The sequence below is a fragment of the Pseudomonas sp. BS-2016 genome, from assembly GCF_001806145.1.
Taxonomy (GTDB): Bacteria; Pseudomonadota; Gammaproteobacteria; order Pseudomonadales; family Pseudomonadaceae; genus Aquipseudomonas; species Aquipseudomonas lundensis.
In genome coordinates this window covers 53,271-78,017 of the sequence record NZ_MLCT01000038.1, presented here as the reverse complement: position 1 = coordinate 78,017, position 24,747 = coordinate 53,271, and the positions used below count along the sequence as shown (strand labels likewise).

18 protein-coding genes and 1 pseudogene are annotated in these 24,747 nt (G+C 60.6%); 8 read left to right on the top strand and 11 right to left on the bottom strand.

Annotation, left to right across the window (positions count from 1 at the left end; translation table 11 throughout):
* Positions 1-4: 4 nt before the first annotated feature.
* The 4 genes from BKD70_RS21660 to iolC are packed head-to-tail and all read right to left on the bottom strand — an operon-like array spanning position 5 to position 5,214.
* Positions 5-1,507 carry a CoA-acylating methylmalonate-semialdehyde dehydrogenase gene (locus BKD70_RS21660; protein ID WP_047274842.1) on the bottom strand — a complete coding sequence of 501 codons (1,503 nt, stop codon included), beginning with the start codon at positions 1,505-1,507 and terminating at the stop codon, positions 5-7.
* Between the two features lie 20 nt (positions 1,508-1,527).
* Positions 1,528-2,337 (bottom strand): 5-deoxy-glucuronate isomerase, encoded by an 810-nt coding sequence (iolB, locus tag BKD70_RS21655; RefSeq protein ID WP_047274843.1) that lies wholly within the window; start codon positions 2,335-2,337, stop codon positions 1,528-1,530.
* A complete protein-coding gene (gene iolE / locus BKD70_RS21650) occupies positions 2,334-3,227 on the bottom strand; it encodes a myo-inosose-2 dehydratase (protein ID WP_047274845.1) in 894 nt (297 codons plus the stop codon). The genes iolB and iolE overlap by 4 nt, the downstream gene beginning before the upstream one ends.
* A gap of 49 nt (positions 3,228-3,276) precedes the next feature.
* On the bottom strand, positions 3,277-5,214 hold the full coding sequence (iolC, locus tag BKD70_RS21645) for a 5-dehydro-2-deoxygluconokinase (protein WP_047274847.1): 1,938 nt from the start codon (positions 5,212-5,214) through the stop codon (positions 3,277-3,279).
* A gap of 291 nt (positions 5,215-5,505) precedes the next feature.
* Here iolC and BKD70_RS21640 point away from each other — a divergent pair, with 291 nt between their 5' ends.
* The 4 genes from BKD70_RS21640 (at position 5,506) to BKD70_RS21620 (ending at position 9,311) form a co-directional block, all read left to right on the top strand.
* The gene (locus BKD70_RS21640; RefSeq protein ID WP_047274848.1) at positions 5,506-6,426 is read left to right on the top strand and encodes a MurR/RpiR family transcriptional regulator; all 921 of its coding nucleotides are present in this window, start codon (positions 5,506-5,508) and stop codon (positions 6,424-6,426) included.
* Positions 6,427-6,882: 456 nt separating this feature from the next.
* A complete protein-coding gene (locus BKD70_RS21635; protein WP_139047509.1) occupies positions 6,883-7,173 on the top strand; it encodes a hypothetical protein in 291 nt (96 codons plus the stop codon).
* 177 nt (positions 7,174-7,350) lie between these two features.
* Positions 7,351-8,067, top strand: a complete 717-nt coding sequence (locus BKD70_RS21625; RefSeq protein ID WP_047274852.1) for an HPP family protein — start codon at positions 7,351-7,353, stop codon at positions 8,065-8,067.
* A 167-nt stretch (positions 8,068-8,234) separates the two neighbouring features.
* Positions 8,235-9,311: a GGDEF domain-containing protein gene (locus BKD70_RS21620; RefSeq protein WP_047274854.1), complete on the top strand. Its 1,077-nt coding sequence runs from the start codon at positions 8,235-8,237 to the stop codon at positions 9,309-9,311.
* A gap of 12 nt (positions 9,312-9,323) precedes the next feature.
* Here BKD70_RS21620 and BKD70_RS21615 read toward each other — a convergent pair whose 3' ends face one another.
* The 5 genes from BKD70_RS21615 to tpx form a co-directional block, all read right to left on the bottom strand.
* Positions 9,324-10,832, bottom strand: coding sequence for an efflux transporter outer membrane subunit (locus BKD70_RS21615; protein WP_080960335.1), 1,509 nt, complete (start codon positions 10,830-10,832; stop codon positions 9,324-9,326).
* Positions 10,829-13,936 (bottom strand): efflux RND transporter permease subunit, encoded by a 3,108-nt coding sequence (locus tag BKD70_RS21610; protein ID WP_047274855.1) that lies wholly within the window; start codon positions 13,934-13,936, stop codon positions 10,829-10,831. Before BKD70_RS21610 ends, BKD70_RS21615 begins: the two co-directional genes overlap by 4 nt.
* The gene (locus tag BKD70_RS21605; protein WP_047274856.1) at positions 13,933-17,034 is read right to left on the bottom strand and encodes an MdtB/MuxB family multidrug efflux RND transporter permease subunit; all 3,102 of its coding nucleotides are present in this window, start codon (positions 17,032-17,034) and stop codon (positions 13,933-13,935) included. The genes BKD70_RS21610 and BKD70_RS21605 overlap by 4 nt, the downstream gene beginning before the upstream one ends.
* Positions 17,031-18,341 (bottom strand): MdtA/MuxA family multidrug efflux RND transporter periplasmic adaptor subunit, encoded by a 1,311-nt coding sequence (locus BKD70_RS21600; protein ID WP_047274857.1) that lies wholly within the window; start codon positions 18,339-18,341, stop codon positions 17,031-17,033. Before BKD70_RS21600 ends, BKD70_RS21605 begins: the two co-directional genes overlap by 4 nt.
* A gap of 211 nt (positions 18,342-18,552) precedes the next feature.
* Positions 18,553-19,053 carry a thiol peroxidase gene (gene tpx, locus BKD70_RS21595; RefSeq protein WP_047274860.1) on the bottom strand — a complete coding sequence of 167 codons (501 nt, stop codon included), beginning with the start codon at positions 19,051-19,053 and terminating at the stop codon, positions 18,553-18,555.
* 250 nt (positions 19,054-19,303) lie between these two features.
* Between tpx and BKD70_RS25770 the strand changes: the two are divergent.
* A pseudogene (locus BKD70_RS25770) lies at positions 19,304-19,661 on the top strand (DUF1214 domain-containing protein); the annotation flags it as partial.
* 54 nt (positions 19,662-19,715) lie between these two features.
* Here BKD70_RS25770 and BKD70_RS21590 read toward each other — a convergent pair.
* Positions 19,716-20,384, bottom strand: a complete 669-nt coding sequence (locus BKD70_RS21590; RefSeq protein WP_047274862.1) for a DUF3313 domain-containing protein — start codon at positions 20,382-20,384, stop codon at positions 19,716-19,718.
* Between the two features lie 345 nt (positions 20,385-20,729).
* On the opposite strand from BKD70_RS21590, the gene ccoN reads away from it, so the two are divergent.
* The 3 genes from ccoN to tal all read left to right on the top strand — a co-directional run bounded on the left by ccoN (position 20,730) and on the right by tal (position 23,527).
* Positions 20,730-22,157, top strand: a complete 1,428-nt coding sequence (gene ccoN / locus BKD70_RS21585; RefSeq protein ID WP_047274977.1) for a cytochrome-c oxidase, cbb3-type subunit I — start codon at positions 20,730-20,732, stop codon at positions 22,155-22,157.
* 54 nt (positions 22,158-22,211) lie between these two features.
* Positions 22,212-22,442: a hypothetical protein gene (locus BKD70_RS21580; RefSeq protein WP_047274864.1), complete on the top strand. Its 231-nt coding sequence runs from the start codon at positions 22,212-22,214 to the stop codon at positions 22,440-22,442.
* 161 nt (positions 22,443-22,603) lie between these two features.
* Positions 22,604-23,527 (top strand): transaldolase, encoded by a 924-nt coding sequence (gene tal / locus BKD70_RS21575; protein ID WP_047274866.1) that lies wholly within the window; start codon positions 22,604-22,606, stop codon positions 23,525-23,527.
* Positions 23,528-23,603: 76 nt separating this feature from the next.
* Here the strand turns inward: tal and rfaD are convergent, their stop codons facing one another.
* Positions 23,604-24,596 (bottom strand): ADP-glyceromanno-heptose 6-epimerase, encoded by a 993-nt coding sequence (gene rfaD / locus BKD70_RS21570; protein WP_047274869.1) that lies wholly within the window; start codon positions 24,594-24,596, stop codon positions 23,604-23,606.
* Positions 24,597-24,747 lie beyond the last annotated feature (151 nt).

Below are 24,747 nucleotides of genomic sequence, written 5' to 3'. Positions count from 1 at the left end.
ATGATTATTTGGCGGTTGGCATGCTGAATTCGGGGCCTTTGGCGATGCTGTCCGGCCAGCGCTGCATCACGCTTTTGTAGCGGCTGTAGAAGCGGATGCCTTCTTCGCCGTAGGCATGGTGATCGCCAAACAGCGAGCGCTTCCAGCCACCGAAGGAGTGCCAGGCCATGGGCACTGGAATCGGCACATTGATCCCCACCATGCCGACCTTGATCGTGCGCGCAAACGCCCGCGCCACGCCGCCATCGCTGGTAAAGCAGGACACGCCGTTGCCAAACTCATGCGCATTGATCAACGCCACCGCACTGGCGAAATCCGGCACGCGGACAATCCCCAGTACCGGGCCAAAGATTTCCTGCTGGTAAATGCTCATCTCGGGCGTGACCCGGTCGAACAGCGTGGCGCCGACAAAGAAGCCCTGCTCGGCCCCCGGCACCTTAAGCGCACGACCATCGACGATCAGCTGTGCGCCCTGGGCCACGCCCTGATCGATAAACCCGATCACCTTGGCCCGGTGCTCCGCCGTCACCAGCGGCCCCATTTCGCTATCGGGCTGCGCGCCGTTGCCGACTTTGAGGCGGTCGATGCGCGGCAGCAGTTTTTCAATCAACTGATCGGCCACCTCCCCCACCGCCACGGCAATTGAAATCGCCATGCAGCGCTCTCCGGCCGAGCCGTATGCCGCGCCCATCAGGGCGTCCGCCGCCTGATCGAGGTCGGCGTCCGGCATCACGATCATGTGATTTTTAGCCCCGCCCAGCGCCTGTACCCGTTTGCCCCGCGCAGTGCCCTGCTGGTAGATGTACTCGGCAATGGGGGTGGAGCCGACAAAGGAGATGGCTTCAACGTCCGGGTGTTGCAACAGCGCATCCACTGCGCGCTTGTCGCCTTGCACCACGTTGAAAACACCGTCGGGCAGGCCCGCTTCGGTCAGCAGCCGCGCCATCAACAGGCTGGCGGACGGATCACGCTCCGAGGGTTTGAGGATGAAGCAGTTGCCGGTCACCAACGCCAGCGGAATCATCCACAGCGGCACCATCACCGGGAAGTTGAACGGCGTGACGCCCGCACAAACCCCCAATGGCTGGCGCAGGTTCCAGTTGTCGATGCCGCCGCCAATGTTGTCGCTGAAATCGGTTTTCAGCAGCGTTGGCGCCCCGCAGGCGTACTCGACGATTTCGATCCCGCGCGTGACTTCACCCTTGGCATCGGCGAACACTTTGCCGTGTTCGCGGCAAATGATGTGCGCCAGTTCGTCGTGGTGCTCATCCAGCAATTGCTTGAACTTGAACATGACCCGGGCGCGGCGCAGAGACGACTGTTCCGACCACGCCGGGAACGCCTTGAGGGCTGAGGCGACAGCGTCATCGACGGTACGCTGGCTGGCGAGGGCGACGCGGGCCTGCACGCTGCCTGTCGCCGGGTTAAAGACATCACTGAAATGTTCGCTACCTGAGTCCTGAACGTGGCCGTCAAGGTAGTGGCCAATCACCGGGGTCGTGCTCATGCGGTTTGTTCTCCAAAAAGTTAAAGGTCCATCAGCCAGCTGTGCTGCGGGTCGTTGTGGAAGTGCCAGACCCGCTTGGGCCCTGCCATTACGTTTAGGTAATACGACTCGTAGCCATAGGGCACGCTGACCGGGTGATAGCCCTTGGGCACCACCACCAGGTCGCCGTTTTCCACCGCCATGGCCTGATCGAGGCTGCGATCGTCGGTGTAGACCCGCTGGAACACGAAGCCCTGCGGCGGGTTGACCTGGTGGTAATAGGTTTCTTCGAGAAAGCTCTGGTGCGGCAAGTCGTCGGTGTCGTGCTTGTGCGGCGGGTAGCTGGAGGAATGCCCGGACGGCGTGCGCACCTCCACCACCAGCAGCGAATGGGCAGGTTCGGTGTCCGGCAGGATGTCGCACACGTAGCGGGTGTTGGCGCCCTTGCCGCGTACGCTGCGTTTCATGCCCTGCGGGGCAATCAGTCGCGGACCGAGCCCGGCCTCGCTGGCACCGGGGGCGGCGCAGACGGCGATATGCACGTCGTTCAGCGCCTGCACCTGCGCCTGACTGGCGGGCGGTAAATACACGGCAAAGGGCGATTTGTCCTCGAACACCGACTGACGATCGCCGATAGCCTCCCAATTGAAAGCGCCGTGCCCTGGCGCTTCGCCTGAAACATTGGCCAGCCCGCTGAGCAACACCAGGCACAGCTCTTGCTGCCCGGCCTGCACCGGCAAGGTCTCGCCCGCTTGCAGCCGATAGGCGCTGAACCCCACGTACTCCAGCGCGCCCGTGGGCAATTGCACAAGGGGCTGGCCCGTGTGCTGGCGCTTAATCAGTAAATTCATGCCCGCGCCCTCTCATCGAGCAGCGCGCGCAAGGTTTGATAGCCTTTTTGCGCGTAGGCAAAACTCGGCGCCACGGCCGGGTCTTGTTCGGCTTCTACCACCAACCAGCCGTGGTAGTCGGCGGCCAGCAGGACGTCCAGCAACTCGCCAAAATCAATGTCGCCGTCCCCCGGCACGGTGAAAGTGCCGTTGATGATGCAATCGGGAAAGCTCCAGAGGTGGTTGCGGGCCAGTTGCACCACGGACTTGCGCACGTCCTTGAAATGCACGTGGCAGACGCGATCAATGTGTTTGCGCAGCACCTGGACCGGTTCACCGCCGCCCATGTAGCAATGCCCGGCATCGAACAGCAGGCCGACTTCAGGCCCGGTCAGGCGCATCAGGGTGTCGATGTCCGAAGGCGACTCAACGTACGCGCCCATGTGGTGGTGGTACGCCAGGCGAATACCCTGCGACAGGGTGAAGCGCGCCAGTTCATCGAGCTTCTCGGCGTATTGCTGCCAGGCGCGCTCACTGTGAAAACGCGGGCGCTCAATCAAGGGGATGCGCTGGCCCTGAATCGAGTCAGCGACCTCGCCATACACCAGCACCTTGGCGCCATTTTGCGCCAGCAGCTGCACGTGGCTGGCAATGGCGTCGATCTCCTCGGCCGCCGAGCGGTGCGCCAGGCGGCCGGAGTACCAGCCCGAGACCAGCGCCAGCGTGTAAGGGCGCAGGACATCGCCCACGCCCTTGGCGTCCTTGGGGAATTTGCCGTTGAGTTCAAACCCTTCATAACCGATCTGCTTGCCTTCACTCAGCGCGGTGCTGAGCGGCGTCTCACCACCCAGCGAGGGCAAATCGTCGTTGCTCCATGAAATCGGATTGATGCCAATACGGATAGCGGGCATGGCTGCACCTATTATTGTTTTGAATGGGTTGCGCGGTGTGACCGGCGAATCAGGGACGGGCCGTTAGCCAGGCGTCGATCAATTGCACAAAGGTGCCTTGCACCCGCTCGATCAGCGTCGCGTCGTCGATTTCACCGGCCAGCCAGGCACGGGCCGGTTCCTGGAAAATCGTGCGCCCCACCGCAAAACCGCGGCACGTGGTGCTGCGCGCCGCCTGGCGAAAACCGTCGGCCAGCGCACTGGCAGGCGCGTTCAAGCCCAGCAGGACAACACCGCGGCAGTACGGGTCACGTTCTTCGATCAAGGCATCCAGTTGCTGCCAGACCTCGGCCGGTTGCGCTTCGATCTTCCACCACGCCGGGTAAATGCCCAGGTTGTACAAACGTTTGATGGCGCGATAGAGCACATCCGGGTGGGTCGAGGGGTGATCCTTGGGCGGGATGATTTCCAGCAGCAGTTCATGGCCGCTGGCCAGCGACGCCTGGTACAACCCCTTGATTTGCGCTTCCTGTTCCAGACGCAGCAACGGCTCATCGTCGGGATGAAATTGCACCAGGCATTTGATGATGTGTTCGTGCGGCCAGACAATCAGGTTGCTGCCCACCGAACGACCGTGCTCAAACGCCAGCGGCCGCGAACCCTGCACTTCCACCGGGCGGGCGATCCACCAGCCGCGACCGGTGGCGGCATTCAGCGCGTCCTGGCCGAAACGCTGATCGGCCAGCAGGCCCACATCGGCGTCGATGCCCTGACGCTGCAAATCGGTTTCAACGCGCTCGACCGCCTGGATGAACAGCTGTTTCAAGGTGCAAATACGGCTCGGGTCGCGGCCATGCTGCTGCGCGATTTCCAGCAGTTGCCAGCGATGATCGAAAGCAAACACAAACAGCTGTTTCCACTGTTTGCGCGGCACGCTGACGTGGTGCAGGCGTTGCAGCGCGACGTCCTGATCCGGTCGGGTAACAGGCACCGGGCTGTTGAACAGGTAGTCGAGTTCTGCCCGAGTGGGCATGGCCGGGGCGCAGGCATGCCGTGAGACCACCAGCGCACCGCACGCGTTGGCCAACTGGCAGCAACGCTCGTCGCTGGCGTCTTCGAGCCAGCCACTGAGAAAGCCCGACATAAAGGCATCCCCCGCCCCCAGCACGTTAAGCACTTGCACACGCACACCGGGGTAAATGGCGCCGTCTTGCAGGCGGGCCGGAATGTCGCCATGGATCACGGTGCAGCCCAGCGGGCCCAGTTTGACCACCAGGGTGGCGTCGGTCAGCGAGCGCACTGTGCGCAGTGCTGCCAGTAAATCCGTGCCGCCACCCGCGATCAAAAATTCTTCTTCGGTGCCGACGATCAGGTCAAAACGCGGCAGGATCGATTGCACGTGGGCGCTGACTGTCTCGTCAGCGACAAAGCGCGTCTCGCCGTCCGCTTTGCCTGCCAGGCCCCACAGCACCGGACGATAGTCGATGTCCAACACCCGTCTGACGTTGTGCTGCTCGGCGTAATCCAGGGCCTGAAGACTGGCCTGGTACACGCCTTCGGTGGAAAAGTGCGTCCCGGTAATCAGCAGCGCCTTGCTCGACGCAATAAAGGCCGGGTCGATGTCTTCGGCACGCAGCGCCATGTCGGCGCAGTTTTCGCGGTAGAACACCAGAGGAAAGGTTTCGCGGTCTTTGAGGCCCAGCAGCACCAGCGCCGTCAAACGCTGCGGGTCGACCTTCACGGCGCTGACGTCACAGCCTTCACGCGCCAGCGACTCCAGCAGGAAGCGCCCCATGTGATCGTCACCCACCCGGCTGAGCATGGCCGAACGCACACCGAGGCGCGCCGTGCCGAACGCAATATTGGCTGAGGAGCCACCCAGGTATTTGGCAAAGCTACTGACGTCTTCCAGCCGCGCCCCGACTTGCTGCGCGTAAAGGTCGACACCCATGCGGCCCAGGCAAATGACATCCAAATCGCGGCCTGTGGCAAAACGAGTCTGTCCCATGGTGGCTCCTGTTATTTTTATCAGCCTGTGCTCATCACCCTCAGGGCCCGAGCACTCAATGTGGGATGAAGACTAAAACGTCCCGGCGCAATAAACAATATTTATTCCATTATTTTTTAATGTAGAATTTTTGTTCCATATTCGACGTGCCGGGAGGTTTTTCCAGGGTGCATCGTTTCAGCCAGCAGCGGATTGAACGGCTGGTCAGGATTTTATTTGCACCTACCCTGTAGACTGCGCAGCTAAAAAACCTGCTCCGTGACAACCCGCGCCATTGATAAGGACTCCACTATGTCATCCACCGATCAGCCGGCATCCGTCGAGCAAACGCCAGAGCGCGCATTGACCAGCCCGCCGGTGAGTGCCGAGCGTCTGTTGCAACTCATTACCGAGGAATACGAGAGCTTGCCGCGCCAGCTCAAGCGCATTGCCAGCTACATGAGCCAGCAAAGCGACCGGATCATGGTGGACCGCATCAGTGACATTGCGCGCGAGTGCGACGTGCATCCGTCGGCCATCGTGCGGTTTTCCCAGCGGTTCGGGTTCAGCGGTTTCAGCGAAATGCAGGCCCTGTTCCGCGAGGCGTACACCCACAAGACAACCCCGGTGCAGAACTACCAGCAGCGCATCCGCAACATGATTGCCAACAAGTCGCAAAAGGCCAGCGGCGGCGATCTGGCGCGCGAGTGCATCAACGCCACGCTGTCGGGCATAGAACGCCTTGGGCTGGAACTCGACGATCAGGCCTTCGACAAGGCCGTGGACCTGGTGGTCAACGCTGACAACATTTACGTGGTCGGCGTGCGACGCTCCTTCGCCGTGGCCGATTACCTGGTCTACAACCTGCAACACACCAACAAACGCATTCATCTGGTGTCCGGGCTGGGCGGCAGCTACCGCGAGCAAATGCGCAGCGTGCGCGCCAACGACCTGGTGATTGCCATCAGCTTCACGCCGTATGGCAAGGAAACCCAGCATTGCCTGCGCATTGCCCAGCTGCATCAGGCCAAGACCCTGATCATCACGGACAGCAACCTGTCGCCGCTGGCCAAGCGCGCCAACAGCGTATTGCTGGTCAATGAAGGCAGCTCGTTTGCGTTCCGCTCACTGAGCGCGACGCTGTGCCTGTGTCAGGCATTGTTCATTGCCGTGGCCTACCGCCTCGAACTGAAAGTCGACGAGATTCACGAACAGGTCGGGTTTGACGATTAACGCCACGTCGATGCAAACGCGTGCAACCTGATCCAGCGAGGGTGGTCGACAATCGCTGTAAGGCTTTTGCATCAGCGTGTGTACACCTTGCGCCTAAAGAGCGTCAGGAATGGGAAAACAAAAACTCCGTCCCCGAAATTTGAAAGCTCCTACGACTTTCTCCGTAAATCTTATCGCCAGCTACTCACTGCCTGACAACATGTCCCTTGCACACGGCCTTACAATCGCCCCTTTGGATCTAAGATCTCGGGCCGTGTAAACGCCGTTTGTGTCACCCGTTGTATCGCAACCGGATCTGCCGCCAGTTGCTGCACGCGATGTGTTCCCACCCTTAAACCGATTTGCTGAGCTCACCCCCCCAGAACTGTTGTTTCAAGGGATTGCACACCTGTGTGCGTCCCTTTGAATTGTCATCAAGGAAGCGCGCCCAAAGTCCCTGGATAAATGGAGTACAACATGACGAGTGAAGTTTTTTTGGCCAACGACCGTTACCTGCCCGAGCAATCCACCCATGCCCCTTCAACCCCGCGTGACGTCACCCGGCCAATGGCCGACAGGCGAGACATGATGCACAAGCCTGAACTGAGCAGGCTGGTAAAACTTCGCGATGCCTTGCTTGTGCTCAAAGGTTCCATGAGCCCCAGTGCCGACCTGCATCAGCTCCTTGAACGCCAACTGTTGAGCAATGACGTGCATGACCGGGTGCTGGGCAAATTGGCCGATTCAGGGGCAGGTTTGGTCAGCTAGCATTCGCCATCAAAATTAATGCACTCAACCCTCATTATTATGAATTTGCGGATTGTATCGGCAGTGGTCAGACTACGCCGGTCCCTTCCCCCATGAAGGAACGGTTCAAGGGCTTGCCGGGTCTCCCGCCAGGCCCTTTTTTGACCTGCTGACTGACCCTCCCGGACGCTTCCCACCATGCAAACCCGCTGGATCAGCCGCCTTTTGCCTGCGGCTACACATACCCGCCCCCTTGAATGGAGCCGCGCCGCCCTTGGCGTGTCCCTGGGCACCCTGTTTAGCGTGTGGCTGTGCAGCCTGTTTTTTGGCCTGCCCATCGCCATGCACCTGATCGGCCCGCTGGGCGCTTCCGCAATTCTGTTATTTGCCGTCTCCTCCGGGGCACTGGCGCAGCCGTGGTCGATCCTCGGCGGCTACTTGTGCGCCACTGTCGTGTCGCTGATCGTCGTGCATTTTTTCGGCCGGGACTTAGCCAGCGCCTGCCTGGCCGTTGGCATTGCGCTGTTGGTGATGTGCCTGCTGCGCTGCCTGCACCCGCCGGCCGGAGCGCTGGCCCTGCTGGTGGTCCTGGCGGACCCGGACAGCGCCGGCCTGGGCTGGGAGCTGCTGGCCCCGGTCATGCTCAGTGCCGTGTGCATGCTCCTCGCGGCACTGGCCTACAACAACCTGACCCGTGTGCGCTATCCGAAAAAGGCCGCCGAACCCGCCCCCAGCGTGATAACGCCCCCGGACGAAGGGGATCCCGGCATTACTGCCGAGGACTTGCAACAGGCGCTGGCCAAGATGGACGCGTTCATTGATGTCACCCCCCAGGATCTCGAAGAGCTGATCCGCACCAGTGAACACTACGCCCGCCGCCGCAGCGTGGGCGAGGTGCTTTCCCACGCCGACTGAGCGCGTGCTGCGTATTGCCAAGGCCCCTGAACGATCCTCACGATTACCCCTCAAAGTCCTGCTAGGGTTATCGGTGCGTGGTCCGGGGGGCTTTATCTTGATGCCCTTGATGAGGCGGATCCGCGACCGCTGGACGCCCTCTTCAACGACCGTGATCAAGGCTTGCAATGCTCAAGACCATCGAAAATGAAATCTCAAAGCACGCCGCGCCTCCTGCTTTGCAAGCTGAATTTGCCCAACACGATTTTGAAAAGCTGCGCACCTTCTGCAGGCTGACGTACATCGCCAGCATCGTGATCTGGCTGCTGTTCGACCTGATTGTCAGCTTCAAGGGCCAGCAAGGCTTTACCGCCCTCTCAATGCTCTATTTCGGGGCCATGGTGGTGCTGACCATCGTGCTCGGGTTTATCCGCAAGGCCCGTCACTTCAACGTGCTCAATCTGATTTATGTGCTGGTGATTACGTCGGGCATTCGCCTGATCGTGTTTGGCTTGCCCGACAACGCACAGCCCATCTGGTTGATCCTTGCCACGTCCAGCCTGCTGTACAACGCCTCGGTGCTGCCCCTGAGCCGCTGGGGCTTTCTGTCGGTGGTCGGGGCGACCTGGGTGGTGCTCAACCCGTTTTTGATGACCGATGTCGAGTTCTTCGACCTGCGCGGCACGTTGATCCTGTGTTACTTCGTGTTTCTCAGCGGCCTGACCATTTACAGTTTTTTCAAGCTGCGGCAAATCAAACTCTACAACTACACCATGTCCAAGCTGTTGCTGACTCAGGCGTACATCGACACCCTGACCGAGATCCCCAACCGACGTTCTTTCATGGCCCGCGCCACCGATTTGCTGACCCAGCTTCCGCGCGAACACGACCACTATCTGGCGATGATCGACATCGACAATTTTAAAAAAGTGAATGACCTGTACGGCCATGACATCGGCGATGAAGTGCTCAAGCGCACAGCCGCCAGCATAAAAGCCGTCATGCGCGGGTATGAATATGCACGATTGGGGGGTGAAGAATTCGCGGTGTACCTGTCCGGTGTGCGGCGCGAAGATGTCGAGGCACTGATGACGGCGCTGTGCAGCCGGGTGCGCAATGACCCGGCGGCCCATCCGGTGACCGTCAGCATCGGCCTGGTCAGGGTTGAGGATCAGGACACCCTGAACCAGGCGCTGGCCAAGGCCGACAAAGCGCTGTACGCGTCAAAAAACGCTGGCAAAGACCGGTTTACGTTTCATCGTTAACCCCCCACGGCGTTACGGCTTTTCAGCCTTTTCACGGGCGCTCAGATCGGTGTTGCCGTCCCAGCCACCGCCCAGCGCGGCAATCAGTTTCACGCTGGCAAGCAAACGATTTTGCTCCAGCGTGAGCATGGTGCGCTCCGCATTCAGGGCCGTGGCTTGCACCACCACCACGTCCAGATAGGCAATCAACCCGGCCTTGTACTGATTGCGGGTCAAACGCAGTGACTCACGGGCCGACTCCAGCGCCTGACGTTGCACCACGGCCTCGTCCTCCAGCACTTTCAACTGCGCCAGGTAATTTTCCACCTCGCGAAAACCATCCAGCACGGTCTGGCGGTATTTGGCGACCGTCTGGTCATAGACCGCTTCATTGCGATCCACTTCAGCCGAGCGCTGGCCCCCGTCGAACAACGGCAACGACAGTTTCGGCCCCACCGACCAGAAGCGGTTCGGCACACTGATCCAGTCTTCGTAGGTACTGCTGCTGTACCCGCCCTGCAAGCTCAGGCTGAAATCCGGGTAGTAGGCCGCCTTGGCCACGCCGATATTGGCGTTGGCGGCGATGATCGCGCGCTCTGCCGACGCGATGTCCGGACGCCGCTCCAGCCATTGCGAGGGCACGCTCAGGGGAATGGAAGGCAACGCGGGCACGCTCTGGCTTTCAGCCAGTTTGAAACCGGCGGGCGGTTGACCGGTCAGCACTGCGATTGCGTTTTCAAACTGCGCGCGTTGCCAGATCAGGTCGATCAGGTTGGCTTGAGTGTTACGCAACTGGGTTTGCGCCTGCGCCACGGCATCTTTGCCCGAGATCCCGGCCCGGTACTGGTTTTCGCTCATTTTCAGCGAACGCTCATAGGCCTGTACGGTGGCCTCCAGCAAGCGCTTTTGCTGGTCGATCACCCGCAATTGCAAGTAGTTCTGCACCAGCTCGGACTGCTGGCTCAGGCGCATGGCGGCCAGGTCGGCCAGGCTGGCTTCGGCGCTGGCGGTGTTGGCCTCCAGCCCGCGGCGCAATTTGCCCCACACGTCAGCCTCCCAGCTCACGCCGACCTGAGCATTGAGGGTGTCGCGAATGCCGCTGCTGGAACTGGTCAGGCTGGAATTGGAACTGCCCGTGCCCTGACTCGAACGGGTCTTGCCCACGCTCAGGTCGGCACTGGGAAAGAACGCACCGCGCGCGCTGCGCACCAGGGCTTGGGCCTGACGGAACTGGGCTTCGGACTGCGCCACGGTCTGGTTGGAGCGGTTGAGGGATTCCACCAGCCCGTTGAGCTGGGGATCACCGTACAACTCCCACCACGCGCCTCTTTCCAGCGCATCGCCGGGGGTGGCCTGGCGCCAGCCCGCGGCTTCCTTGAAGGCCACGGGCGTGGCCGCTTCGGGGCGCTGATAATCCGGGCCAACGGCGCAGGCACTGAGCAACAGCCCGGACAACACCAGCCCCAGCAGGCGCGAGCCACGGGCCAACGCCCAACGTTGAGGCGACAGGGCCGGGGCAAGGTCAAGCAAACGAGACGTCATAGCGGAGTTTCCAGGGCTGCATCAGTGCGCACGCCGCGCCATTGGTTGAAGCGATGGCGCACACGGTCGAGATAGAGGTAAACCACCGGGGTGGTGTACAGGGTCAAAATCTGGCTGAAAATCAGGCCGCCGATAATGGTTAGACCCAGTGGCTGACGCATTTCTGCGCCTTCGGCATGGCTGAGCATCAGCGGCAAGGCGCCCAGCAAGGCGGCGAGCGTGGTCATCAGGATCGGCCGTAAACGTTGCAAGCAGGCACTGCGAATCGACTCCTGCGGGCTCATGCCCGCGTGGCGCTCCAGCTGCAAGGCCAGGTCGATCATCAGAATGGCGTTTTTCTTGACCACGCCGATCAACAGGAACAGCCCCAGCAGCGAGATCAGGCTGAACTCCCCGCCAGTGAGGTAAATGCTCAACAGCGCGCCCACCCCGGCCGAAGGCAAGGTCGAGAGAATGGTCAGCGGGTGAATGTAGCTTTCGTACAGAATCCCCAGCACCAGGTACACCGCCACCAGCGCGCCCAGGATCATAAACGGCTGGCTTTTTTGCGTGGCAGCAAAGGCATCGCCGGTGCCGGCCATTTTGGCGATCACGTCTTCAGGCAAACCGAGTTTGGCAATGGCCCGCTCGATGGCCGCCGTGCCCTGCTCCAGCGACACGCCGTTGGCCAGGTCGAAAGCAATGGTTTCCGAGGCAAACTGCCCTTCGTGTTCGACCCGGTCGTCTTGCAGGCTGTTTTCATAATGGGCGATGGTGGACAGCGGGATGCGCTGCCCGTCCGCCGTGATGACTTGCACCTGATTCAGGGTTTCCGGGTCTCGGGCGTATTGGGGGTTGACCTCCATGACCACCCGGTATTGGTTCAGGCTGTCGTAAATGGTCGAAATCTGACGCTGGCTGTAGGCGTTGTTGAGCACGGCGGTGACCATGTTCATGTCCACCCCGAGGCGCTTGGCCTGATCGCGGTCGACCATCAGCGTGACTTGCTGCGCGCCGCGCCCCTCACGGGCGTCAATGGCGGTCAACTCTGGCAGCGCCTTGAGGGCTTCGACCACTTTTGGGTACCAGGTGCGCAGCTCGCTGAGGTCGCCGCTTTGCAAGATGTACGAATATTGCGAACTGGTTTGCTCGCGACCGCCGCCAAACTGCAAATCCTGATCGGCCATCAACATCAGGCGCCCGCCCGGGACCTTAGGCAGGGTTGCGCGCAGGCGCTCAATGACCTTTTGCGCCGAAATCTTGCGCTCGGAAATCGGCTTGAGGCGCACGATCATGAGGGCGTTGTTGGTGCCACCGTTGCCGCCAATGAAGCCCGCCACGCTCTCAACCGCCGGGTCAGCCAGCACGGCTTTGCGGAATATCTCCATCTTGGGTTGCATCACGCTGAACGACAGGCCGTCATCCCCGCGCACGAACCCGATCAATTGCCCGGTGTCCTGCTGCGGCATGAAGGTTTTGGGCACCACGACGTACAGCGCCACGTTGACCCCAATGGTGACCAGCAAACTGAACAGGGTCAGCCGCTTGTACCGCAGCACCCAGTCCAGGCTGCGGGCATAACCGTTGACCATGCGCTCGTTGAGCCTGTTGCTCCAGCGCTGCATGGCGTTTTCAGTGCCCGGCACATGGGGCTTGAGCCAGCGGGCGCAGAGCATCGGGGTCAAGGTCAGCGACACCACCAGCGACACCACGATGGACGCGGCCAGGGTGATGGAGAACTCGCGGAACAGGCTTTCAATGATGCCGCCCATGAACAGGATCGACAGGAACACCGCCACCAGCGACACGTTCATCGACAACAGGGTAAACCCGACTTCCTTCGCCCCCAGGTAAGCCGCCTTCATCGGCGCGATCCCGGCATCGATGTGACGCGAGATGTTCTCCAGCACCACAATCGCATCGTCCACCACCAGCCCCGTGGCCAGGATCAGCGCCATCAGCGACAGGTTGTTCAGCGAAAAACCGTAGAGGTACATGATGGCAAAGGTGCCCACCAGCGAAACGGGTACGGCCAGCGTCGGTATCAGCGAAGCGCGGAAATTGCCGAGAAACAGGAACACCACCAGAATCACCAGCGCCACGGCGATCAGCAAGGTCATCTCCGCTTCATGCAAGGTGGCCTTGATCACCGGCGAGCGGTCCATGGCCAGGTTGAGTTTCACGCTGGCCGGCAACACCGCTTGCAGCGCAGGCAACTGGGCCTTGATCGCGTTCACGGTCTCGATAATGTTGGCACCCGCCTGCCGGTTGACCACCAGCAATACGGCCGCGTCATTGTTAAAAAAACCACTGTTGTAGCGGTCCTCGACACTGTCCTGAACCTTGGCCACATGGCTCAGACGCAGCGCCGCGCCATCCTGATAGCGGATGATCAGCGGCTCGTAATCCTTGGCCTTCTCCAGTTGATCGTTGGCCTGAATCTGCCAATTACGCTCGCCATCGGATACCGCACCCTTGGGTCGGCGCACGTTGGCGTTGGCAATGGTGTTGCGCACCTCGTCCAGCGACACGCCGTACTGGTTGAGCAATTGCGGCTCCAGTTCGATGCGCACGGCGGGCAGCGAACTGCCGCCGATCTGCACTTCGCCCACCCCCGGTACTTGCGACAGGCTTTGCGACAGGATGGTGGAGGCCAGGTCGTACAGCTCGCCCTTGGACAGCACATCCGAGGTCAGCGAAAGCACCATGATGGGCGCTTGCGACGGGTTGACCTTTTTGTAGGTCGGCATGCTGCGCATGCCGCTGGGCAACAGGTTGCGCGACGCGTTGATCGCCGCCTGCACTTCGCGGGCGGCGCCGTTGATGTCGCGGTCCTGATCGAATTGCAGAATCACCCGCGTCGAGCCCTGACTCGAACGGCTGCTCATGGTGTTGACCCCGGCAATCGCGCCGAATGAGCGCTCCAGCGGGGTGGCCACCGTGGAGGCCATGACCTCGGGGCTGGCGCCCGGCAAGCTGGCCGAGACCACGATCACCGGGAAGTCCATCTGTGGCAGGGGCGAAACCGGCAACAAACCGAAACTGACCCCGCCCAGCAGCATGATCGCGAAGCTCAGCAGCAGGGTGGCAACGGGCCGCCGGATGAAAGGGCCGGACAGGTTCATAGCGGCGCCTGCTCAGGTTCGCCCGCGTCACCGCGCCAGCGGCGGCCCAAGCGGTCGAAGTACAGGTAAATCACCGGCGTGGTGAACAGCGTCAATACCTGACTCACCAGCAAACCGCCGACCATGACCAGACCCAATGGCTGACGCAGTTCCGCGCCAGAGCCGGTGGCCAGCATCAACGGCACGGCCCCGAACAGGGCAGCCAGCGTGGTCATCAGGATCGGCCTGAAACGCAGCAAGGCGGCCTGGTAAATGGCCTGCTCCGGGGCCATGCCCTGATTGCGCTCTGCGTCGAGGGCAAAGTCGATCATCATGATCGCGTTCTTTTTCACGATGCCGATCAACAGGATGATGCCGATGATGGCGATCATCCCCAGATCATTTCCGCTGAGGATCAGCGCCAGCAACGCCCCGACCGCTGCCGACGGCAAGGTCGACAGGATGGTGATCGGGTGAATGTAACTTTCGTAAAGCACACCGAGCACGATGTACATGGTCACCACCGCCGCCAGAATCAGCAGTAAGGTGCTCGACAACGAGGCCTGAAACGCTTGCGCCGCGCCCTGGAATTGGGTCTGCACGCCCACCGGCATGCCGATGTCTTTTTGCACCTGATCAATCAGCTCAACGGCTTGCCCCAGCGCCACGCCGGGGGCCAGATTGAACGACACCATGACGGACGGGAACTGGCCGATATGCGACACCGCCAGTTGCGCCTGACGCTCTTCGACCTTGGCCAGGCTGGACAAGCGCACCTGCCCGCCGTCGGTGGTTTTGACATGGATTTGGTCCAGCGCTTGCGGGCCGATTTTCTCGCCGTCTTGCGCCTGCAAGACCACGCGGTATTGGCTGGCCTGGGTGTAGATGGTGGAAATCTGCCGCTGACCGAAGGCGTCGTACAGCGCATCGGTGATATTGGCCACCGACACCCCGAGGCGCGAAGCGGCATCGCGGTCAATCACCAAGTACACCTGCAAACCTTTGTCCTGCAGGTCGCTGGCGACATCCGTCAGCTCAGGCTGGTTGGACAACGCGGTGACCAGTTTTTGGCTCCAGGTGCTCAGCAAGTCGGCATCCGGGGATGACAGGCTGAATTGATACTGCGTACGGCTCACCCGGTCTTCAATGGTCAAGTCTTGCACCGGCTGCATGAACAGACGGATGCCCACCAATGTGTCGAGCTGCGGCTGCAGGCGCGCAATCACCTGCGCGGCGCTGTCGCTGCGTTCGCTGTGGGGCTTGAGGTTGATCAGCATGCGGCCGCTGTTGAGCGTGGCGTTATCGCCGTCGACACCGATGTACGACGACAGGCTTTCAACGTCCGGGTCTTGCAGGATGATTGCACCCAGCTCCTGCTGACGCTGGCTCATGGCGCCAAACGAAATCGACTGCGGCGCTTCGGAAATGCCTTGTATCACCCCGGTGTCCTGCACCGGGAAGAAGCCCTTGGGCACGATCAGGTACAGAAACACCGTCAGCGCCAGCGTGCCGATGGCCACCAGCAACGTCAGTGGCTGGTGCTTGAGTACCCACTGCAACAGGCGGCCATACTGCCCGATCATCCAGTCGATGAACGCACCGCTGGCCCGGTAAAAGCGGCCCTGCTCTTCTTCTTTGGGTTCAGGCTTGAGCAAACGCGCGCACATCATCGGCGTGAGGGTCAGCGACACCACCAGCGAGATCAGGATCGCCACCGCCAGGGTGATGGCAAACTCGCGGAACAACCGCCCCACCACGTCCGCCATGAACAGCAACGGAATCAACACGGCGATCAGCGACAGCGTCAGGGAAATCAGGGTAAAGCCAATCTGTTTGGCGCCTTTGAGCGCCGCCTGCATCGGGCTGTCGCCTTCCTCGATGTAACGCGAGATGTTTTCCAGCATCACGATGGCATCGTCCACCACAAAGCCGGTGGCGATGGTGAGCGCCATCAAGGTCAGGTTATTGATGGAAAAACCCGCCAGGTACATCACGCCGAAAGTGCCGATCAATGACAGCGGCACGGCAATCGAGGGAATGAGGGTGGCGCTGGCACGGCGCAGAAACAGGAACGTGACCATCACCACCAGGGCGATGGCGATCAGCAGTTCATGCTGCACATCACGCACCGAAGCGCGAATGGTTTGCGTGCGGTCGGTCAGCACCGTGACGTCGATCCCTGCGGGCAAGTTGTCGGTGATGCTGGGCAGCAACGCCTTGATGCGATCGACAACTTCGATCACGTTGGCGCCCGGCTGGCGCTGGATATTGAGCAGGACCGCCTGGTTCTCGTTGGCCCAGGCCGCGAGGCGCTCGTTTTCGGCGCCGTCGACAATCTCGGCCACGTCCTTGAGGCGCAAAGGCGCGCCGTTGTTGTAGGCGAGGATCAGCTCGGCGTATTCCTGCGGGGTTTTGAGCTGGTCGTTGGCGTCGAGCATCGACACCCGGGTCGGGCCGTCAAAGTTGCCTTTGGGCTGGTTGACGTTGGACGCACCGATCAACGCGCGCACATCGGCCAGGTTCAGGCCATTGGCCGCCAAGGCTTCAGGGTTGACCTTGATCCGCACTGCCTGACGCTGACCGCCCGCGATGCTGACCATGCCCACGCCGCTGATCTGGGCGATTTTTTGCGCCATGCGCGTATCGACCAGGTCATTGAGCTTGGGCAGCAGCATGGTTTTGGAGGTAATGGCCAAGGTCAGTACCGGCGTATCGGCCGGGTTGACCTTGTTGTACACCGGCGGTGCTGGCAAATCGCTCGGCAACAGGTTGCTCGCGGCATTGATTGCGGCCTGCACCTGCTGCTCGGCCACGTCCATGTTGATGTCGAGGTTGAAGCGCAAGGTCAGCACCGAAGCGCCGCCAGAGCTGGTGGACGCCATTTGCGTCAGCCCCGGCATCTGCCCGAACTGGCGCTCCAGGGGCGCCGTCACGGCACTGGTCATCACATCCGGGCTGGCGCCGGGGTACAGCGTCATGACACGGATGGTCGGGTAATCCACCTGGGGCAAGGCCGATACCGGCAACAGGCGGTAGGCGATGATCCCGGACAACACGATGGCCAGCATGCACAGCGTGGTTGCGACCGGGCGCAGGATAAACAGCCGCGACAGATTCATTCGTGGGCCTTGGACTTGGCAGCGTCGGTGGCCGGGGCCGTAGCGTCACCCGCCGCGGGCCCGCCTTGCAGGTGCGATGCCGGGGTCGCCGGCACCTCGGCGCTGTCATTGACCACTTCGACCGCGCCGCCATCACGCAGGCGGTCCGTGCCTTCAAGCACTACGCGGTCACCCGGCGCCAGCCCTTCTTCAATCACGGTGACGTCGCCGTCAGTGGCGCCCACTTTGATGCTGCGAATCTTGACCTTGTTGTCGCCGTCCAGGGCGTACACGAACGAACCGTTGGTGCCGAACTGAATGGCAGCCGAAGGGGCGAGAATCACATCTTTGAGGGTGTCGGCCAGCAAGCGCACGTTCACAAACTGATTGGGGAACAGCGCCTGGTCACGGTTTTCGAACAGTGCCTTGAATTTCAGGGTGCCGGTGGTGATATCAATTTGGTTGTCGATGCTGCTCAACACACCCACGGCCAACTCTTTGCGGTCCCCGCGGTCCCACGCCTGAACCGGCAATTTGGCACCCGAACGATAACGCGCGATCACCAGCGCCAGATCGTTCTCGGGCAAGGTGAAGCTGACCACAATCGGCTCGGTCTGGGTAATGACCACCAGCGCAGTGGTGTCGTTGGCCGCGACCAGATTGCCGACGTCCAGTTGGCGCAGGCCTACGCGGCCGCTGATGGGGGCGCGGATCTTGGTGAATTCGAGGTTGAGCTTGGCGTCGTTGACCGCTGCCTGATTGGTTTTCACGGTGCCCTGGTACTGGCTGACCAACGCTTCGGCCGTGTCCAGTGTCTGCTTGGCGATACTGTCTTCGGCATACAGGCCGCGATAGCGCTGCACATCGACTTGAGCATTCTTGAGTTGGGCCTGGTTCTGCAACAGCGTGCCTTCGGCCTGGAGCAAGGCATTTTGGTAGCTGCGCGGATCGATTTCAGCCAGCAGGTCGCCCGCTTTGACCATCTGCCCTTCCTTGAAGTAAACCTTGACCAACTCCCCTGCCACGCGGCTGCGCACATTGATGGTGTTGAGCGCCGTCACGGTGCCCAGCGCCTTGTAGAACACCGGGAAATCCCCGCGCTTCACTTCAGACACCCTTACCGGCACCGCCAGGGTTGAGCCGCCAAAGCCGGGGCGCATCATGCCCGACTTGCCGGTGTGCCCTTCAGGCTGGGCGCCCTGCTGTTTTTTCGACGAAGACGGCCACAGCCACCAGCACAGGCCGACGACGACCAACACGAGCAAAAGGCCAACCAGCCAGCGACGGGATTTGTGTGAAACAGTGGATTGCATGGAGTGATCAACCATTGGGCGCGTGGGCTTATATTCAGGAAGGCTGAACGATAAGCAGTGTGGACCGTTAAGAAAAGGTTCTTTACCGGGTATTTACGTAAGCGGGGTGTCTGGGGCGGGTTCAGGGCAGCGATTTAGCGCTGTGCAGGCCAAAGCGACGCGCAGGCACTGAAATAAAAACGGCCTGACAGTGACTGCCAGGCCGTTTTGCGTTGCAGGTGTGACCTTACTTCAGAACAGCCAGCGCTGCTTCGTAGTCCGGCTCATTAGCGATTTCGTTGACCAGCTCGCTGTGCAACACATTGTCGTTTTCGTCCAGCACCACAACGGCACGGGCCGTCAGGCCTTTGAGCGGGCCGTCAGCAATGGCCACACCGTAGTTCTGAATGAACTCTGCGCCACGCAGGGTCGACAGGTTTTTAACGTTTTCCAGGCCTTCTGCACCGCAGAAACGCGCCTGCGCAAATGGCAGGTCGGCGGAGATGCACAGCACGACCGTGTTGGCGATCTCATTGGCCTTGGTGTTGAACGTGCGCACCGACGTGGCGCAGGTCGGAGTGTCAACGCTTGGGAAGATGTTCAGCACTTTGCGCTTGCCGGCAAAGCTTGCCAGCGTTACATCGGACAAATCACCCGCCACCAGCGAGAACGCAGGTGCCTTGGAGCCTACAGCTGGCAGCTGGCCGTTAACTTGAACAGGATTGCCTTTAAGCGTCACTTGAGCCATGAACGATGTCCTTCTTGACGGTTTTTGAAGAGGCCGAAGTTAAACACGAAACATTCCATCGACCTATGCCCCACTTGCAAAATCTCATGCGGCCCATCACAAAAAGACGATTCCTGATAAATCGTTGACCAATCCCTACAGGTCAGGGGCATAGCGCACAGACTGAGAACGGTCGCGCAAATCCCCTACAAATCCGCTAAGCCCACTGGCTAAGTGGCGATCTGCTGCTAGCGTCTTGGGACACTGCTTGAATGCCTTCGCCAAACGTTTCCCGCAGGCGCAGTACGGGCCGGATCGGCGCTGGGACACGGTGCTCAACACCAAAGGCAGGGTGTCCAAACCCCCGGGCTGGGCCAAACCTATTTGGGGGCTGACACGGACAACCACGGCGATTGGCTCGACGGCGGCGAACGCGCCAGCAGCTCAAACAGAACCCGGACGGTTCGGTGGACCTGTATTTCGGCCCCACCGCGCCTGCGGGCCTGGAAAGCAACTGGGTGCAAACCGTGCCGGGCAAGCACTGGTTCAGTTACTTCCGTTTGTATGCCCCGACTGAAGCGTATTTCGATAAAAGCTGGAAGCTCGATGACATTACGCGGGTGCCGTGACCTCGATAGCCCGCGTACAACGTAAGGGGGGGACGCCGCCCCCCTTACGCCGCCTTACTTCTTGAGTTTCAAATATGACTGGTGCAAGTCCGAGGCCCAGCCATCAATAACGTTTTTCACGTCATCGGCCTTCATCACCTGACTGTCGTTTTCCAGCGGTTTGCCGGTGCCTTTGCGCACCACCTGCGCCACGACTTTTTGCGAACCGCCGTCGATGAACACGGCTTCGGTGGCCAAGTCGGTTTCCTGATCGCGAATACCCGAAGCCGTGCTCACTGCCGCAGCCACCAACGCCACCGGAATGTACTCATACGGCTTGAGGCTTTGCGTCTGGCTGCTGACCGCCGTGATCGCCGGGCGTACCACGATCACACCCGGACCGGGCGCGCTGGCCAGAGGCAACGATTTGCCCAATTCACGCTTGAGGGCCTGATCGTAGTAATGGGTGATGGCCGTGAGTGTGCTTTGCGGGATTTTGGCGGTGGGCTTGGGGGCCGGGTAGAACTGGCTCGGCTCGATGTACACGGCGGTGTACTGGCCAGCCTTCAACTGGGGATCAACCCAACGCATCACGTCCGCACCCGAAGGCGATTTGGCTTCCTTGAGCCGGCTGTAGTCTTTCAAAAAACCGGAATACTCATCCGGCTGCGTGACATTGCTTGAACAACCGACCAGCCCGATCGAGGCCAGGCACAGCGTACCGATCATTAAGCCAAACTTCATTGTCAAACTCCTGTAGAAAGCGCCACCGCATGCGTACGGTGTTTTAGGTATAGCCAAGCCATGGAAAAGCGTCGTTCATTTGCACGCTTTTAATGCCGAAGGGGAATCTGCCTTCGAAATTCGTTACGCGCGGCCTGCGTCAATACGGCGCAGAGGCAGCACGAACAGGTTATGACGCCTGAAAAGCAGATCAGATACACACCGAAGCCCAATAAAACGCCTTTTAATCTGATCCGTAGTATTTAACTTTTTCTGGATCTGTTTTGTTCTGCAGTGGGTTCCTACAGTTCACCCTGCGCCAGACCACGTGGTCTGGCAGGACTTTGAACCGTGGAAGACTTGAGCATGAGCACAGCACTAAACGGGCAGGCCTATAACTATAAGGTCGTCCGCCAGTTCACCATCATGACCGTGGTGTGGGGCGTCATCGGCATGGCCATGGGCGTATGGATCGCGTCTCAACTGGCCTGGCCCGCCATGAACCTCGACCTGCCCTGGACCACCTTCGGCCGCTTGCGACCGCTGCACACCAGCCTGGTGATTTTCGGCTTTGCCGGCAGCGCGCAGTTTGCCGCCAGTTACTACGCCGTGCAGCGCACCTGTCAGGTGCGGCTGTTCAGCGACAAACTCGCGGCCTTCACGTTCTGGGGCTGGCAGTCAGTGATCGTCATCATGCTGGTCACCCTGCCGCTGGGTTACACCACGACCAAGGAATACGCCGAGATCGAGTTCACCGGTGCGGTGTGGATGACGGTGGTGTGGGTGGCCTACGCCATCGTGTTCTTCACCACGGTGGTGCAGCGCAAGACCAAGCACATTTATGTCGGCAACTGGTTCTTTGGCGCCTTCATTCTGGTGATTGCCATGTTGCACGTGGTCAACCACCTGGCCATTCCCGTGGACTGGTTCAAGTCCTACCCCGTGTACTCCGGCGCCACAGACGCCATGGTGCAGTGGTGGTACGGGCATAACGCCGTGGGCTTCTTCCTGACCACCGGGTTCCTCGGAATGATGTACTACTTCGTTCCGAAACAAGTCGGACGTCCGATCTACTCGTATCGCCTGTCTATCGTGCATTTCTGGGCACTGATTACGCTGTACATCTGGGCCGGCCCGCACCACTTGCACTACACCGCCCTGCCCGACTGGGCCCAGTCGCTGGGCATGGCCATGTCGATCATTCTGCTGGCGCCGAGCTGGGGCGGCATGATCAACGGCATGATGACCCTGTCGGGCGCCTGGCATAAGTTACGCACCGACCCGATCCTGCGCTTTCTGGTGCTGTCACTGGCGTTCTACGGCATGTCGACCTTTGAAGGTCCGATGATGGCGATCAAGACTGTCAACGCCCTGTCTCACTACACTGACTGGACCATCGGCCACGTACACGCCGGGGCGCTGGGCTGGGTGGCGATGATCACCTTTGGCGCGGTCTATCACATGATCCCCAAACTCTATGGCCGTGAGCAGATGCACAGCGTGGCGCTGATCAACCTGCACTTCTGGCTGGCCACGATCGGCACCGTGCTGTACATCGCCTCGATGTGGGTCAACGGCATTACCCAGGGCCTGATGTGGCGGGCGATCAACGATGACGGCACCTTGACCTACTCGTTTGTGGAGTCGCTGCAAGCCACCCACCCAGGCTTCGTGGTGCGCCTGGTGGGCGGAATATTCTTCCTGACGGGCATGTTGCTAATGGCTTACAACGTGTGGCGCACCGTTCGCGTCCCTGACTTCAAAAAAGCCGAACTCTCGGCGCAAATCGCCTGACCTACGCGGCGCACACCTGCGGGTGTGCGCCGCCACGGGCACGGAGCCGTGACCATGATAGAAATAGCCCTGAACATGCTGGCTGTGACCAGCCTCTACTTCTCAATCAGCTGGTGCCTCAAGCATCAGACCGAGCGCGATATCGATGACGCCAGCCTGATCCCGTTCGCGGACGACCCCGAGGTGGCGCGCCGGGTCGAACAAGCCACGGGCAAGACCATTGAGGCGGTACAGGTCAGCGACGAAGCCGTGCGCCCGCCGGGCTGGGGCACCCTGAAGCTCTAAAACGCGGGTTGCGAACACCTGTAAAGGCGCTTGAGCGCAGACATTGGTTGCATAACCCGGGTCATCGGCGGCATTCTGCCAGACCTGATGTTTTGCGAACTTTTGATCGACGACGCACTCAATCTGTACAGCCATTACACTTTTTCGGACAGAGCACGCCCATGACTTCCAAGCTGGAACAACTCAAGCAGTTCACCACCGTGGTCGCAGACACCGGCGACCTCGACGCGATTACCCGCCTTAAACCCGTCGACGCCACCACCAACCCGTCGCTGCTGCTCAAAGCGGCCGCGATGCCGGGCTATGCCGAACTTTTGCAAAACGCCATCAGCCACGCCAAGGGCGATGTCGGCCTGGCCTGCGATCACTTCGCGGTGTCTGTGGGTAGCGGTATCTTGAAAGTGATTCCGGGGCGCATCTCGACAGAAGTCGATGCCCGCCTGTCGTTTGACGAACCGGCCTTGCTGCAAAAAGCCAACCAGTTGATCGAGCTGTATGACAAAGCAGGCGTGGGCCGTGACCGCGTGCTGATCAAGCTGGCATCGACCTGGGAAGGGATCCGCGCCGCCGAGAAACTGGAGAAGGCAGGCATTCAAACCAACCTGACCCTGCTGTTCTCGTTTGCCCAGGCAGCCGCCTGTGCCGACGCAGGGGTGTTTCTGATCTCTCCGTTCGTGGGCCGCATCTACGACTGGTACAAAAAGTCCACCGGCATCGACTACACCGGCGCCGAAGATCCGGGCGTGCAATCGGTAACCCGCATCTACAACTACTACAAAGCCAATGACTACAAGACCGTGGTCATGGGCGCGAGCTTCCGCAACCTCAACCAGATCGAGCAATTGGCGGGCTGCGACCGTCTGACCATCAGCCCCGACCTGATCGAAAAACTCGCGCAGGAAGACGGCCCGCTGGAACGCAAACTGAGCCCGGGCAATGCGGGCGAGCCGCGCCTGATCCTCAACGAAGCGCAGTTCCGCTGGGCCTCCAACGAAGACGCCATGGCCACCGAGAAACTGGCCGAGGGCATTCGTCAGTTCGCCCGCGATCAGGAAAAACTGGAAGCCCTGTTGTCGGTCAAATAACCCGCCGACATCAATCCCATCCGGCGGCAGCGACGACCCGATCAGGCAGTCGCTGCCACGCTGCGCGCTCAACGACTCAACAGCGCTCCAGCAACCCCCTGACGTACCGGCTCACGCCCTCCTCCAGCCCCAGCATCGGCGCGCGGTAGCCCGCCTCACGCAGCTGAGTCAGATCGGCACAGGTATACACCTGATATTTGCCCTTCAAGCTGTCCGGGAACTCAACGTAATGAATCACCCCTTCCAGTAACGCGGTCTCCAAGGTCAGCGGTGGACGGCCTTCTGCCGCCCGCACTTCATTGATGGTGGCCAGCGCCAACGCATTAAACGCCCTCGGCCGCCCGCTGCCGACGTTGAAAATACCGCTGACGTGGGGGTTGTCCAGCCAGTGAAGATTGACGTTGACCACATCCTCGACCGACACAAAGTCGCGCAGATGCCCGCCCGCCGGGTAGTCGCCATATTCGCCAAACAACTCGACGTAGCTCCGCTCGCGGTACTGGTTAAAGCAATGCCAGACCATCGACGCCATGCGCCCTTTGTGCTGTTCGCGCAGGCCGTACACATTGAAGTACCGCAATCCCACCACCTGACTGCGCGCCTTGGGCAGTAGCTGGCGCACCTTCTGATCAAACAGGCTTTTGGACCAGGCATACACGTTGAGCGGCCGCTCGCACTCGCGCACCTCGCGAAAATCTCGATGGGCGCCATAGACCGCCGCCGACGAGGCGTAAATCAGCGGGATCGACTGGTCCTGACAGGCCTGCAATAACGCACAGCTGTAGCGGTAGTTGTTCTCCATCATGAAACGACCGTCACGCTCCACGGTGCTGGAACAAGCGCCCTGATGCAAAACGGCACGGATATCGCCCAACTGGCGATCCGCAAACCGCTGCACGAAGTCACGTTTGTCGAAGTAATCCGCAATATCACAGTCGGCCAGATTGCGGCATTTATCGCCGTCAGTCAGGTCGTCCACCGCTATGATGTCGCGCTCGCCGCGACTGTTCAGCGCCTTCACCAGGTTGCTGCCGATAAAACCCGCAGCCCCGGTCACGATGATGCTCATCCAGGACCTCCTGCCGATGCATGAAAGGTTTCAGCCTAGGCGTGTTTGCAGGTCCGACATTGAGGCGGGTCAAGGCTTTTTCAAGCGCGCAGACCCAAAGGGATCGACGGCGCACTGAAGGCGCCGTCGCGGTGCTCAAGGGGTGTCACTG

What these genes read in the sequence shown, in the direction of transcription:
- iolB (WP_047274843.1), bottom strand. Translation starts at nt 2,337, where the DNA reads ATGAATTTACTGATTAAGCGCCAGCACACGGGCCAGCCCCTTGTGCAA.
- BKD70_RS21590 (WP_047274862.1), bottom strand. Translation starts at nt 20,384, where the DNA reads ATGAAGTTTGGCTTAATGATCGGTACGCTGTGCCTGGCCTCGATCGGG.
- tal (WP_047274866.1), top strand. Translation starts at nt 22,604, where the DNA reads ATGACTTCCAAGCTGGAACAACTCAAGCAGTTCACCACCGTGGTCGCA.
- BKD70_RS21660 (WP_047274842.1), bottom strand. Translation starts at nt 1,507, where the DNA reads ATGAGCACGACCCCGGTGATTGGCCACTACCTTGACGGCCACGTTCAG.
- BKD70_RS21605 (WP_047274856.1), bottom strand. Translation starts at nt 17,034, where the DNA reads ATGAATCTGTCGCGGCTGTTTATCCTGCGCCCGGTCGCAACCACGCTG.
- tpx (WP_047274860.1), bottom strand. Translation starts at nt 19,053, where the DNA reads ATGGCTCAAGTGACGCTTAAAGGCAATCCTGTTCAAGTTAACGGCCAG.
- BKD70_RS21600 (WP_047274857.1), bottom strand. Translation starts at nt 18,341, where the DNA reads ATGGTTGATCACTCCATGCAATCCACTGTTTCACACAAATCCCGTCGC.
- BKD70_RS21580 (WP_047274864.1), top strand. Translation starts at nt 22,212, where the DNA reads ATGATAGAAATAGCCCTGAACATGCTGGCTGTGACCAGCCTCTACTTC.
- BKD70_RS21620 (WP_047274854.1), top strand. Translation starts at nt 8,235, where the DNA reads ATGCTCAAGACCATCGAAAATGAAATCTCAAAGCACGCCGCGCCTCCT.
- iolC (WP_047274847.1), bottom strand. Translation starts at nt 5,214, where the DNA reads ATGGGACAGACTCGTTTTGCCACAGGCCGCGATTTGGATGTCATTTGC.
- BKD70_RS21610 (WP_047274855.1), bottom strand. Translation starts at nt 13,936, where the DNA reads ATGAACCTGTCCGGCCCTTTCATCCGGCGGCCCGTTGCCACCCTGCTG.
- BKD70_RS21635 (WP_139047509.1), top strand. Translation starts at nt 6,883, where the DNA reads ATGACGAGTGAAGTTTTTTTGGCCAACGACCGTTACCTGCCCGAGCAA.
- ccoN (WP_047274977.1), top strand. Translation starts at nt 20,730, where the DNA reads ATGAGCACAGCACTAAACGGGCAGGCCTATAACTATAAGGTCGTCCGC.
- BKD70_RS21615 (WP_080960335.1), bottom strand. Translation starts at nt 10,832, where the DNA reads ATGACGTCTCGTTTGCTTGACCTTGCCCCGGCCCTGTCGCCTCAACGT.
- rfaD (WP_047274869.1), bottom strand. Translation starts at nt 24,596, where the DNA reads ATGAGCATCATCGTGACCGGGGCTGCGGGTTTTATCGGCAGCAACCTG.
- iolE (WP_047274845.1), bottom strand. Translation starts at nt 3,227, where the DNA reads ATGCCCGCTATCCGTATTGGCATCAATCCGATTTCATGGAGCAACGAC.
- BKD70_RS21640 (WP_047274848.1), top strand. Translation starts at nt 5,506, where the DNA reads ATGTCATCCACCGATCAGCCGGCATCCGTCGAGCAAACGCCAGAGCGC.
- BKD70_RS21625 (WP_047274852.1), top strand. Translation starts at nt 7,351, where the DNA reads ATGCAAACCCGCTGGATCAGCCGCCTTTTGCCTGCGGCTACACATACC.